The organism is Flavobacterium piscisymbiosum (genome assembly GCF_020905295.1).
GTDB classification, from domain to species: Bacteria; Bacteroidota; Bacteroidia; order Flavobacteriales; family Flavobacteriaceae; genus Flavobacterium; species Flavobacterium piscisymbiosum.
The window spans coordinates 2,543,850-2,558,354 of the sequence record NZ_JAJJMM010000001.1; the positions used below are offsets into that span (position 1 = coordinate 2,543,850).

Below are 14,505 nucleotides of genomic sequence, written 5' to 3' on the forward strand. Positions count from 1 at the left end.
AATGAAAAATATACTTAAACACATAAAATTCATACCAGTTGTACTCTTACTATTGGTAAGCTGTGAAGATTTGGACCTTGCGCCTGAAAATCAATTTACAGATTCTAATTATTGGACAAGTGTAGATAAAGCCCAGACTTTTCTAAATACGGCTTATTCGCAAATGCAAACCAGTCAATATTTCTTTTATAATGAAGCGTTATCTGATAATGCTTTTAACGGAAGAGGAGATAATGCAGGAGCTGCATCAATCGGGGCCGGAATTTATGATCCTTCTTTAGGAAGAATAAAAGACGAATGGAATAACCGATATGCGGGTATTAAAACCTGTAATCTTTTATTAGAAAATATCGACCGTGTTCCTAATGCCGATGCAACTGTAATTGCGAGAATGAAAGCAGAAGCCCGTTTCCTGAGAGCTTTTCAACATTTTCAGTTAACAACTTGGTTTGGAGATATTCCTTTAATAAAGAAAGATCCTTCTCTTACAGAAGCAACAACGGTAAGCAGAACATCGCATGCAGAAGTTATTGCCTTTATTTTAAGCGAATTGGATGCTATAATTCCGGCATTACCAAAGAACACACAATATGCCGCTGCCGACAGAGGAAAAATTACTGTAGGTGCTGCTGTAGCGCTAAAAGCCAGAGTTCTTTTGTATGAAGGAAAATGGGATGATGTTGTAAAAACAGTAGAACCATTTATTGCAATGAGTTACGGAACATACAGTTTGTTTCCTTCTTACGAAGGTTTGTTTCAACAGCAAAATGAGTATAACAGCGAGGATATTTTAAGTTTACAATATGTACCACAATTTAGAATGTGGGGAGAATTTTTTGATATGGCTCCACTGTCTGCAGGTGCAAGGTTAAATGCTTTGGCTCCAACTCAGGAATTAGTAGACAGTTATCTAATGATGAACGGAAAAAAAATCAACGAAGCTGGATCAGGATACAACGAAAACGATCCTTATATCAATAGAGATCCAAGACTTACAAATACTATAGTTTACGATAAATACAATTGGAAAGAAGGAGACGGAAGTTCTCATATTATTTACATTAAACCAGGTACTTCAGTAGGAAACCCAACAGATGAATTTGTACAAGGATCATCATCAACTCCTACAGGATATTACACTCGTAAGTATTATGATACACAACATTTAACTTCTTTGCAGTCAGGTTTAAATCTAATGTTGTTTCGCTATGCCGATATATTGTTGATGTACGCAGAAGCTAAAAATGAGTTGAACCAAATGACAAGTGCCGTATGGGATCAAACCATTAAACCATTAAGAACCCGTGCAGGTTTTACAGATGCAGCAGCTTTATCTTTTAATAGTGCTTTAGGACAAACAGGACTTAGAGAAGTAATAAGAAATGAGCGTCGTACAGAATTTGCTATGGAAGGTTTAAGAATCTTTGATATTAGAAGATGGAAAACTGCCGAAGATGTTTTGAATGGTTATGCACACGGAGCAAAATTTGGTGTATCATCTGTAGACAATGGTTATTTAAGAGTGAACTTAAGAACTTTTGATCCTGATAAACATTATTTATGGCCAATACCAAGAGATGAGCGTTTGATTAATACTAATTTATCTCAAAATCCAAACTGGTAAAACTAACTAACAACCTAAAAATAAATAACATGAAAAATATATATTCAAAATTATTATTAATAGTATGCGCAATCTTTGCTGCAAGTTGCGACAACGACGATACCATGAGCCATACTAATGTAAGTGCTGTTAATGCGCTTTATTCTCCGGCGAATAATAAATTTTATGACCTTGGAGCACAAAGTTCTGCTGTATTTGAATGGGAAGGAGCTAAAGCAGAAGACAATGGGGTGGTATTGTATGATGTGGTTTTTGATCGTGCAGATGGAGATTTCTCTAAACCAATTTATGTAAGACCTTCTGACGGAAACGGATTTCAAAAAACATTAAACCTTTCTTTTACAGAGTTAAATAAAATTGCCGGATTGGCAGGTATTGCATCTGAAACTATCGGAAAATTAAAATGGACCGTTTATTCTTCTAAAGGTGTAAATGTTCAAAAATCAAGTGTTTCAGGTATTATCGAAGTACAAAGACCAGGCGGTTTCCCAACTCCTGACCAATTGTTTATTACAGGAACAGGTTCAGAAACAGGAGAAACAGTTGCAGATGCGCAAGCGTTCAAGAAAACAGGCGCTACGACTTTTGAAATTTATACGAAGTTACAAGCAGGAAGCTATAAATTTATATCAAGAAAAAATGGAACTCCTGAAGTTTTCTACATCAGCGAAGCGAAATTAAAACAAGACGGAACAACAACGTATACAGGAGATGCAAAAGTGTATAAAATTAAAGTTGATTTTAGTGATGGTTCAACCACTATGACAGAAATTAAAAAAATCGAATTATGGTTTCCTCCACTTAGCCAATATTTATTTGAATATACATATTCAGGAAAAGGAATCTGGAAAGCGGACAATAAAAAAATCACTTTCAAAACAGAATCATGGGGTAAAGATGAACGTTACAAATTCAAATTTACAGTTGTAAATGGCGCGACTTCAAGCGAAGAGTGGTATGGTAGTGTCAATAATGATAACAACAGACCAGACGGTAACATTGCAGCATCATACTGGTATATGGTTCCTGTAAGCAATGATGTATGGAATAACAGTTTCAAATTTGCATCTGCAATAGACGGTGCTAATGTAAATGCCGAAATTAATTTTAGTGCAGCTGTACCGGCATATACACACAGTTTTACAATTCTATAAATAACCCTCGACGTCTCTTAGAGATTGTTTCTAAGAGACGTTTTATTAAATGAAATATATTATGAAAAAATTATTTTCAACACGTTATAACATCATGTTACTTTGTGTAATAGGTTTAGGGTTATTGGCTACTTCATGTGATGATGATGCAGTTCCGTTGCGTGATCCTAATACTACAACTGGCCCGCAATTTAAATATACATGGGCACAAACAGCTGATTCTTTACAACTTTCGACCTATAATAATTATCTGGGATCTAACGGAACTTTTGTAGAGAACAATACCGGGAACAGTACATTTCATTACTGGCCAAATGCTCACGTTCTTGATGTTCTTACAGATGGTTATTTAAGAACTGGAAATGAAAACTACAAAACCAAAATGAAAGCATTGGTTCAGGGAATTAAAGTAAAAAACGGAAATACATACAACAATGTTTTTAATGATGATATGCTTTGGCTGGCGAATTCCTGCCTTCGTGCCTATAAAGCTACAAATGATCAGGAATATAAAGATGTTGCCGATTTTTTATGGGAGAGAATAAAACTAAGCTGGAGTGATGTTTTTGGAGGAGGAATCACCTGGAAACAAAATACACCAAAAGAGAAAAATGCGGTATCAAACGGTCCGGCAATAGTTCTTGCCATGAGATTGTACGAAATAGATAATGATGCTGATGATCTTGTTTGGGCTAAGAAAATTTATGCATGGCAAAAAAACAATTTGGTAGATCCGGTTTCAGGAGCGGTTTGGGATAATATAGCAGAAGTAAACGGGGTAGTGACTACCAATAAAGACTGGGTATTTACTTATAATATGGGAACCTGGATTGGTGCCGGTTTAAGATTGTACAAAGCTACAAATGACCAGACGTATCTTGATGATGCGGTAAAATCAGGAAGAAACGTTTTAACCAATCCAAAATTAGTTTCAGAAGGACTTCTTAAAGATGAAGGTCAGGGTGACGGAGGATTATTTAAAGGTATTTTGGTACGTTATTTTACAGAACTAATAGAGCAGCCAACGATCAATTCTACTGATAAAGAAACTTTTGCAGCATTCATAAAATTTAATGCGCAGTCATTTTATAAAAAAGGAATCCTGAGACCTGCAATGCTTTCAGGAAATAACTGGAAAGTAGCTCCTGCAGCTGGAGGAAACGTAGATTTAACCACTCAATTGAGCGGAGTTATGTTAATAGAAGCAGCAGCCAAGCTGGACAAAAATGGTTATTTTGATTAATTATTTAGTGGTAGTTTAAGTAGTAATTTTTGTAATGCCTGAAGGAAATAAACAGCCTTCAGGTTTTATACTGTTTATCAGTTTAACAGAAATAGTATGTAAAGCACGAAATAAGATTTAAAATAATCATTCAATAAAGTACTTTCCCGAAATTTCTAAAAAAATAAAATATTATAATGAAGAATAAAATCACAATTATACTTTTTCTTTTTGTAAGTCTTGTATCCTTTGCACAATGGAAACCACAAGGTGATAAAATAAAAACAAAATGGGCAGAACAGGTAGATCCCAACAATACGCTTCCTGAATATCCACGTCCGATAATGGAAAGAGGTCAATGGAAAAATCTTAATGGTTTATGGAACTATGCAATACAACCGGCAGGACAAACAGCGCCAAAAGGCTACGACGGAAAAATTCTCGTTCCTTTTGCTGTTGAATCAAGCCTTTCCGGAGTAATGAAAAAAGTAGGTTCAGAAAACGAATTATGGTATGAAACCAATTTTACAATCGCCAGCAACTGGAAAAGCAAAGATATTTTATTGCATTTTGGTGCAGTAGACTGGAAAACAGAAGTATGGATAAACAATGTGAAAGTAGGAACACATACCGGAGGATTTACGCCTTTTACCTTTAATATAACACCATTCTTAAACGGAAAATCGCAAAAATTAGTGGTAAAAGTATGGGACCCAACAAGTGACGGAACACAGCCAAGAGGAAAACAAGTTAAAAATCCTGAAAGTATCTGGTACACACCGGTAACAGGAATCTGGCAAACCGTTTGGTTAGAGCCGGTAAGCAAAAAATACATTACCAATTTAAGAACCACACCGGATATTGATCGCAACACGATTACTATCGTTCCGGAAGTTGAAGGAAGTACACCGGGAGATATTGTTGAAATTACAGTATTCGACGGTATCAAAACTATTGCATCAGAAAAAGGAGTAGCGGGTCAGTCTTTGGATATTGTACTGAATAATCCAAAATTATGGTCGCCTGATTCACCATTTTTATATGATATTAAAGTAAAATTAATTAGCGGCGGTAAAGTGACCGATGAAGTAAAAAGCTATTTTGCAATGCGTAAAATTTCTTCAAAAAGAGATGATAAAGGCATTGTGAGAATCCAGCTGAACAACAAAGATTGTTTTCAGTTTGGCCCTTTGGATCAGGGATGGTGGCCTGACGGATTGTATACCGCGCCAACAGACGAAGCTTTAAAATACGATCTTGTAAGAACTAAAGAATTAGGTTTTAATATGATCCGTAAACATGTAAAGGTTGAACCGGCAAGATGGTACACACATTGCGACAGAATGGGATTTTTAGTATGGCAGGATATGCCAAACGGAGATGATGGCCCAATCTGGCAAATGCACAAATATTTTGAAGGTACAGAACTAAAAAGAACAGCGCAATCTGAGGCGACATACAAAAAAGAATGGAGAGAGATTATGGATCACTTATATTCGTATCCAAGTATCGTAGTATGGGTTCCGTTTAATGAAGCGTGGGGACAATTTAAAACAGTTGAAATTACCGAATGGACCAAGAATCACGATCCAAGCAGATTGGTGAACTCATCAAGTGGAGGAAACCATTTTCAAACCGGAGATATGTTAGACATTCACCATTATCCTGAACCTAACTTAAAATTGTATGATGCACGCAGGATTACAGTTTTAGGAGAATACGGCGGAATTGGTCTTCCGGTTACAGGACATTTATGGCAAACAGATAAAAACTGGGGATACACTCAGTTCAAGAATAATGATGAAACCACAGCAAAATACAAAGAATACGCAGAACAGTTAAAAACATTATCTAAAGTAGGTTTTTCTGCAGCTGTTTATACCCAGACTACTGATGTCGAAGGCGAAGTAAATGGTTTTATGACCTACGATCGTAAAGTCGATAAAATGAATTTTTCTGAGGTTAGCAAAATAAACAAAGAAGTAATTAACGCTATTAATAATTAAGTTTTGAAAAAAAATAATAAAATAGTTTTTAGCTTTTTCGCATTACTTGCATTTGTGCCTATTAATGCACAAAGTGTAGCGGTTTGCGAAACCAAACTTCCTGTAGAATGGGTAAATCCTTTGATAGGCACAGATTCTGATTACGGCATCTCCAACGGAAATACTTATCCTGCGATTGCAATGCCTTGGGGAATGAATTTCTGGACGCCTCAAACCGGTAAAATGGGCGATGGATGGGCGTATACCTATAAATCAAACAGAATAAAAGGTTTCAAACAAACACATCAGCCTTCGCCGTGGATGAACGATTACGGTCAGTTTTCGATAATGCCGGTTACAGGTGAATTAAAATTTAAGGAAGAAGAGAGACAAAGCTGGTTTTCTCATAAAGCAGAAATCGTTACGCCTTATTATTACAGCGTTTATCTGGCAGATCATAATGTTACAACCGAAATTACGCCAACAGAAAGAGCAGCGAGATTTAGATTTACATTTCCCGAAACAGATAAAGCGTACATTGTTATTGATGCTTTTGATAAAGGATCTTACGTAAAAATAATTCCTTCTGAAAGAAAAATTATCGGGTATACTACAAAAAACAGTGGAGGTGTTCCGCTTAATTTCAAAAATTATTTTGTGATCATTTTCGATAAAGAATTGAAGTTAAATTCGACCTTCAACGGAGATGTTTTAGGAAATGCACTTGAAATGCAGGCAGATCACGCCGGCGCGGTAATTGGCTTTAAAACAAAAGCAGGCGAACAAGTAAACGCTCAGGTAGCTTCGTCATTTATAAGCTATGAACAAGCAGAAAGAAATCTCAAAGAAATAGGAAAAGACAACTTTGATGAACTTAAAGAAAAAGGAAAAGAAACCTGGAACAAAGAATTAAGCCGAATAAAAGTAGAAGGCGGAACAAACGACCAAATGGGAACTTTTTATTCCTGTTTGTACAGATCACTTCTTTTTCCGAGAAAGTTTTTTGAGTTCGACAAGAATAAAAAACCAGTTCATTACAGTCCTTACAACGGAAAAGTTTTGCCGGGTTATATGTTCGTAGATACTGGTTTCTGGGATACTTTTAGAGCTTTGTATCCATTTTTAAATTTAATGTATCCGGAATTAAATGCGCAAATGCAGGAAGGACTTTCTAATGCATTCAATGAAAGCGGATGGTTGCCGGAATGGTCGAGCCCGGGATTACGTGATATTATGGTGGGAAATAATTCGGCATCAATTGTATCCGAAGCGTATTTAAAAAGCGGAAAAGGAAATAAATACGACATCGAAAATTTATACAAAGCCGTAATTCATGGCGCTAATAATGCAGGGCCATTAAAAGCCGTAGGTCGCGCAGCAGCAGATTCATACAATACATTAGGTTATGTGCCGCATGATGTTGTAAACGAAAGTGCCGCCAGAACATTAGAATATGCCTATGATGATTTTGCGATTTATCAATTGGCGAAAGCCTTAAACAAACCGCAGTCAGAAATTGATTTATATAAAAAGCGAAGTCTCAATTATAAAAACCTTTTTGATCCGAAATACAATTTGATGCACCCAAAAAACAGTGACGGAAAATTCATGGAACCTTTTGATCCTTTTCAATGGTTTAACGGATTTACCGAAGGAAACAGCTGGCATTATTCATGGTCTGTTTTTCACGATATACAAGGTTTAATTGATTTGATGGGAGGAAATCAGTCATTTGTTTCCCAATTGGATAAAGTATTTTCGTCGCCTCCAATTTTTGCCACTTCAAATTTCACAGGAGGAGTGATTCACGAAATGCGGGAAATGCAAATTGCCAATATGGGGCAATATGCACACGGAAATCAGCCAATTCAGCACATGATTTATCTGTATAATTATGCCGCAGAACCCTGGAAAGCGCAATATTGGGTAAGAGAAACGATGAACAGAATGTATCATGCAACACCAGATGGATATTGTGGCGATGAAGATAACGGACAAACTTCGGCCTGGTATGTATTTTCTGCCTTAGGTTTTTATCCCGTTACTCCGGCCTCAGACCAATATGTTGTGGGAGCACCATTGTTTAAAAAAGTAACAATTGAATTGCAGAACGGAAATAAAGTAGAAATTAATGCTCCGGACAACAGTGATCAAAACAGATATATCAAAGAGATGAAATGGAATGGAAAAACGTATTCAAAAAACTGGATCAGCCATGCTGAATTGATGAACGGTGCAACATTAGATTTTGATATGTCGACAACACCAGATCTTAAAAGAGGAACCGGAAAAGAAGATGTTCCGTACTCATTAACAAACGAATAATTTTAATTAAACACATAGAAACATAGATTTTATATTTAGAAAAAGTAAATCAAAAAGAAACTCTTTTCTTCACACATAGTCCCGATAGCTATCGGGATTAGTTAATGCAAGTGAAACGCCTTTTTTAAGTTCAATAATTCTATGTTCCTATGTGTTAAAAGAATTGCACCCAGCGGGTTAATTTAATTAAGAAATAATAAACAAATATTAAAGGGAATTTGCCTTTACAATTTTAAAATATACTACAAATGCAAAGAAGAAAATTTATCCAGAATGCTGCTTTATTTGGCAGTTTAGCACTTATCGATCCTATGGAAATAATTGCAGGAACTAAAATGGTAAAAGATTTCCCTATTGTAAGGGTTGCAAAAGGAAAAAGAAATTTTGAAAGTGATTTCATAGAAAAAACGATAACCGAATTTCAAAAGAATGTAAAAGATAAAGAATTAGGATGGCTGTTCAACAACTGTTTTCCTAATACGCTTGATACTACCGTAACCTATTCACAAAAAAACGGAAGACCGGATACTTATGTAATCACGGGAGATATTGATGCCATGTGGCTCAGAGACAGTTCTGCTCAGGTATGGCCGTATATGGCTTTTGCCGGTAAAGACACAAAATTAAAAAACCTGATTGCAGGTGTTATCAACAGGCAAACAGAATATATATTGAAAGATCCGTATGCGAATGCATTTTACAACGATCCGAATAAAAAAGGAGAGTGGACAACAGATCATACCGATATGAAACCCGGAGTTCACGAAAGAAAATACGAAATAGATTCCTTGTGCTACCCAATAAGACTGGCCTATAACTATTGGAAAAATACCGGAGATACTTCTCCGTTTGATGAAAATTGGGTAAAAGCAATAAAAGCCACATTAAAAGTATTCAAAGACCAGCAGCAAAAAGACGGTTACAATCCTTATACATTTCAAAGAACCACGCAATTTGCTACAGATACAAGACCATTAAAAGGATACGGATATCCGGTTAAACCAGTTGGTTTAGTGTGTTCGGCTTTTAGGCCAAGTGATGATGCAACGGTTTTTTCTTTCTTAATTCCTTCCAACTTTTTTATTGTAGCGAGTATGAAACAAGCTGCAGAAATGTTGGAAACCATTAAAAAAGACAGCGCTACAGCAAAAGAATTAAGAGCTTTGGGTAACGAAGTAGAGCAGGCAATACAACAACATGCCGTGGTGAAACATCCTAAATACGGAAACATTTTTGCTTTTGAAGTAGATGGTTATGGCGGTCATTTACTTATGGATGATTCCAATGTGCCAAGTTTGCTGAGCTTACCTTATTTAGAGGCTATTGATGTGAATGATCCGACGTATCAAAACACCAGAAAATTTGTGTTATCAGAAGATAATCCTTTTTTCTTTAAAGGAAAAGTAGCCGAAGGAGTTGGAGGACCGCACGTGGGTATGGATATGATCTGGCCAATGTCGTTAGTAATGAGAGCTTACACAACATCAGATCAAAATGAAATAAAACAATGTATCAAAATGTTGAAAGCATCGCATGGCGCCACCGGTTTTATGCACGAATCTTTTCATAAAGACGACGCTAAAAATTTCACAAGATCATGGTTTGCCTGGACCAATACATTATTTGGCGAATTATTGTGGGATACGTATCAAAAACATCCAAAATTACTGGAACTATAGCTATTTGTAACACGTTTTAATTCTTTATAAAATGATAAAATTGAACAAGAATATCGTTCTTGCGGCCCTTTCTATGTCTATTTTTGGCTTTAATGCGGCGGCACAGAAATCCGGTGGCGGACTTGCAAAAGGAAAATATACAGCTTTGGTAAATCCGTTTATTGGTACTGCGCCCTTATTAGATACCAAAATAATAGGCTATACACCACCTGCAGATATGCGCGTTTGGGCAGGATTGGTTTTTCCGGGCTCATCTGTACCTAATGCAATGGTACAATTAAGCCCCATGACAAAATACAGATCCGGTGCAGGATATGAGTATGAGAATACTGAGATTTTAGGATTTACCCATACCAATAAAGGACATTGGAATCTTTGTCATATTCCGCTTTTACCTGTTCCTGACGGAGCGTCATTTCCGTATAAATCATCTTTTAGTCATGATCAGGAAAAAGCAAGTCCGGCGTATTACGAAGTATATTTAAAAGATTATAATGTTGAGGTAAAACTGACTTCAACTTTGCGTTGTGGTGTTCACGAATATACTTTTAAAAATAACAAAGGCCGAAAAGTACTTTTTGATTTGGGCAAAGCCAATAACCATGTCGACGATTGGCAAATCAAACAGGAAGGCACCAATGCAGTAAGCGGTTTTCAGAGAACCGGAGGCGAAAAAATATATTTTTATGCCACATTAAGCAGTCCGATTGAAAAATTAGATACCAAAGATATCGCAAAAAGTGGCGGATATACTTTGGTAAATATTAAAGACGGAGATACAAAACCGGTAACGGTAAAAATAGCATTGTCTTTTGTGAGTGTAGAGAATGCAATCGAAAATCTGAAAGCAGAAGTAGGAGATAAAAACCTCAACAAAGTTTTTGAAGAAGGAAGCACAAAGTGGGAAAACCTGCTTTCTAAAATTCAGGTAAAAGGAGGAAACGAACAACAAAATGTTATGTTTTACAGTATGTTGTACAGATCTTTTTTATGGCCGGCTTTACGAAGTGACGTAAACGGACAATTTACAGATGAAGCGGGAAAAGTTCGAAAAGAAAACTATCACTATTACACACTTCCTTCATTATGGGATGATTACAGAAATAAATTGGTTTTGCTAAGCATTTTTTCACCCGATGAAACCAGCGATATCATTAGTTCGATGATCAACGAAGGAGAAATTAAAGGTTTTATGCCAACATTTTTTCATGGAGATCACGCAGCATCTTTTATTGCAGGTTCTTATATGAGAGGCATCAGAAAGTATGATGTTAAAAAAGCATACGAGTTATTATTAAATAATGCGTATAAAGAAGGCGGTACAAGACCTCATATTGCAGAATATATTGCAAAAGGATATGTTCCGGAACAGGATATAAAAAATCCTGTGGTAGAAACGAAAGGAAATGCAGGAGTTACTAAAACTTTAGAATATGCTTATGATGATCATGCATTGGCATTATTGGCCAAAGAACTAAAGGATACAGAACATTATAATGATCTGGTAAAACGTTCTAAAAATTATGCAAATGTATTTGATAAATCGACCAGTTTTATGAGAGGTAAATTGGCAGATGGTAAATGGGTAACGCCATTTAATCCTGAGTTTCCGTACTATGAATACATGTATCGTGAAGCAAATGCGTGGCAGTTATCGTTTTTTGCACCACAAGATATGCCGGGATTAGTACAACTTTACGGAGGCGCGAAACCTTTTGAAGCCAAACTGGATGAGTTTTTTACAAAACCATGGAATCCTAATTATATAGCCTGGAATATTTCTGGTTTTATAGGACAATATTGCCACGGAAATCAGCCGGATCATGAAGCGCCGTTTTCGTATTATTTTGTAAATAAACCTGAAAAATCACAAAAAAGAATAGACGAAATATTAGAAACAATGTACGGAATTGGGTCCGAAAAACTGGCCATGTCCGGTATGGATGATGCGGGCGAAATGTCGTCCTGGTACGTGTTTGGTGCACTGGGACTTTACCCGTTATCTCCTGCCGATCCCGAATATATTGTAACGGTTCCTATTTTTAAAGAAGTGGCATGGACTACTCCTGCAGGCAAAAAAGTAACGATCAAAAACCCAAATGGTAAAAGAAATCTGGAAACAATAAAAGTAAACGGCGCCAAGATCGACGGGTATTTTGTTTCGCACGATTTGTTTACGAATGGCGGTGAGATACAAGTAATAACCAAATAACAAGAATGCATTGTATAGTATAAATTAAAATAACGTCCCTTTTTTGGGGACGTTGTTTATATAAAACCGATTTAAAATGAAAACAATTAAAGTATTGATTTGCCTGTTTTTTGTACTTGGATTTTCCCACGGTTATTCTCAGCAAAAAAAGTTTGAACTCCTTTCGCCCAATGGAGCAATAAAAGCTTCGATTGCTTTAGAAGATAAAATCTATTATTCAGTAAACATTAATAACGAAGAATTAGCATCAAATAATCATTTGGCATTAATTCTGAAAAATGAAACCTTAGGACTAAATCCTAAAGTAACAGGAAGCAAAACAGGAAAAGTAAAGGAAGAAATCAAACCAGTTGTTCCGCTAAAATTTTCCTCAGTATCCAATAGTTATAATTATTTAGTATTAAATTTTAAAGGAGATTATTCAGTAGAATTTCGTGCTTTTGATGACGGAATTGCATACCGATTCATAACGGCTAAAAAAGGAGAAATTGAAGTAATAAATGAAGATTTCTCGGTTAATTTTCCAGAGGATTATCTATTGCATTTGCAACAGCCCGGAGGTTTTAAAACCGCTTACGAAGAAGCCTATTCGCAAACAGCAGTCAAAGATTGGAAACCTTCTGATAAAATGTCTGTGCTACCTGTTTTAGTCGATTCAAAAAAACAGTACAAAATACTAATAAGCGAGTCTGATCTTTCTGATTATCCTTGTTTGTTTTTGAAAGGAACAGGAAACGGAATTACAGCTACGTTTCCTAAAACGCCTTTAGAGTTTGGCCCTGACGGAGATAGAAGCCTTAAGATCCTTAAAGAAGCCAATTATATAGCAAAAACTAAAGGAACAAGAAGTTTTCCGTGGCGTTATTTTGTCATTACAAAAGAGGACAAACAGCTTATAGAAAACACCATGACACTGAAACTGGCTGCAAAAAGTGAACTAAAAGAAACCGCATGGATAAAACCCGGACAAGCCAGCTGGGAATGGTGGAACGGCGCTACGCCTTATGGTCCGGATGTTAATTTTTTATCAGGTTATAATTTGGATACCTATAAATATTATATCGACTTTGCTTCAAAATTTGGCATAAAATATATCATTATGGATGAAGGCTGGGCCAATAGTACAGAAGATCCTTATTCGCCAAACCCAAATGTCAATGTTCATGAGCTGATCAAATATGGTAAAGAAAAAAATGTGGGTATCGTATTATGGCTTACATGGCTTACCGTTGATAAAAATATGAGCGTTTTCAAGACCTTTAAAGAATGGGGAATTGCAGGGGTAAAAATTGATTTCATGGATCGCAGTGATCAGGTAATGGTAAATTATTATGAAAATGTAGCCAAAGAAGCAGCAAAACATCAAATATTGGTAGATTTTCACGGCGCGTTTAAACCTGCGGGATTAGAGTATAAATATCCTAATTTAATATCGTACGAAGGGGTAAAAGGAATGGAACAAATGGACGGTTGTAAACCGGATAACAGTTTGTATCTTCCATTTATGCGTAATGCAGTTGGCCCAATGGATTATACGCCTGGCGCCATGATTAGCATGCAGCCTGAAGTTTACAGATCCGAAAGACCAAATTCTGCAAGTATAGGTACAAGAGCTTATCAGCTTGCTTTGTTTGTGGTTTTTGAAAGCGGTTTACAAATGCTTGCTGATAATCCAACCAATTACTATCGCGAGAAAGAATCTACTGATTTTATAACTTCGGTACCTACAACCTGGGATGAAACCAAAGCATTAGAAGCAAAAGCAGGACAATATGCCATTGTTGCAAAAAGAAAAGGTACGAAATGGTTTATTGGCGGAATTACTAATAATGCCGAAAAACAAAGGAATTTCAAACTGAATTTAGACTTTTTAAAAGCAGGAAAATTATATAAAGTGACTTCATTCGAAGACGGCATCAACGCAGGATATCAGGCAATGGATTATAGAAAAAAGAATTTCACTGTTACCAATGCTGCTAACATCGAAGTAAAAATGGTCAAAAATGGAGGATGGGCAGCAGTTTTGGAGGAAATTTAGGGTTTGACGTAATTCTTTAAAATATAATCGTTTTGTGTTTTATCCCGTATAGTTTTTTTGAATAGGCTCCAGCTTTAGCTGGAGTTTATGTAAAAAGTAACGACAAAGTTTGTCATTCCGAACGAGGGATCTCCGCCAGTAGCTCTACCAAGATTTGTGATCTTGATTGTGGAGTTTCTCATGAAGATCCCTCGTTCGGGATGACAAAAAAAGTTCTTATGAAAACGAGTGCGCTAGCCCCGATAGAAGAGGAAATCCTTTTGTGT

8 protein-coding genes are annotated in these 14,505 nt (G+C 36.3%); all 8 read left to right on the forward strand.

The window, feature by feature from the left end; all coding sequences use genetic code 11:
• Position 1: 1 nt before the first annotated feature.
• The 8 genes from LNP81_RS11180 to LNP81_RS11215 all read left to right on the forward strand — a co-directional run bounded on the left by LNP81_RS11180 (position 2) and on the right by LNP81_RS11215 (position 14,239).
• Positions 2 to 1,624, forward strand: coding sequence for a RagB/SusD family nutrient uptake outer membrane protein (locus LNP81_RS11180; RefSeq protein WP_230035815.1), 1,623 nt, complete (start codon positions 2 to 4; stop codon positions 1,622 to 1,624).
• 29 nt (positions 1,625 to 1,653) lie between these two features.
• Entirely contained in the window at positions 1,654 to 2,778 is a 1,125-nt protein-coding gene (locus LNP81_RS11185) for a SusE domain-containing protein (RefSeq protein WP_230035817.1), read from the forward strand.
• Between the two features lie 61 nt (positions 2,779 to 2,839).
• Entirely contained in the window at positions 2,840 to 4,021 is a 1,182-nt protein-coding gene (locus LNP81_RS11190; protein ID WP_230035819.1) for a glycoside hydrolase family 76 protein, read from the forward strand.
• Between the two features lie 176 nt (positions 4,022 to 4,197).
• Entirely contained in the window at positions 4,198 to 6,006 is a 1,809-nt protein-coding gene (locus LNP81_RS11195) for a glycoside hydrolase family 2 protein (RefSeq protein WP_230035821.1), read from the forward strand.
• 3 nt (positions 6,007 to 6,009) lie between these two features.
• On the forward strand, positions 6,010 to 8,310 hold the full coding sequence (locus LNP81_RS11200) for a GH92 family glycosyl hydrolase (RefSeq protein WP_255700747.1): 2,301 nt from the start codon (positions 6,010 to 6,012) through the stop codon (positions 8,308 to 8,310).
• A gap of 248 nt (positions 8,311 to 8,558) precedes the next feature.
• Positions 8,559 to 9,989: a glycoside hydrolase family 125 protein gene (locus tag LNP81_RS11205; RefSeq protein WP_230035823.1), complete on the forward strand. Its 1,431-nt coding sequence runs from the start codon at positions 8,559 to 8,561 to the stop codon at positions 9,987 to 9,989.
• 31 nt (positions 9,990 to 10,020) lie between these two features.
• Complete coding sequence (locus tag LNP81_RS11210; protein ID WP_230035825.1) at positions 10,021 to 12,201, forward strand: GH92 family glycosyl hydrolase; 2,181 nt, start codon at positions 10,021 to 10,023, stop codon at positions 12,199 to 12,201.
• Positions 12,202 to 12,277: 76 nt separating this feature from the next.
• Positions 12,278 to 14,239, forward strand: coding sequence for a glycoside hydrolase family 97 protein (locus LNP81_RS11215; protein WP_230035827.1), 1,962 nt, complete (start codon positions 12,278 to 12,280; stop codon positions 14,237 to 14,239).
• The last annotated feature ends 266 nt before the right edge of the window (positions 14,240 to 14,505 follow it).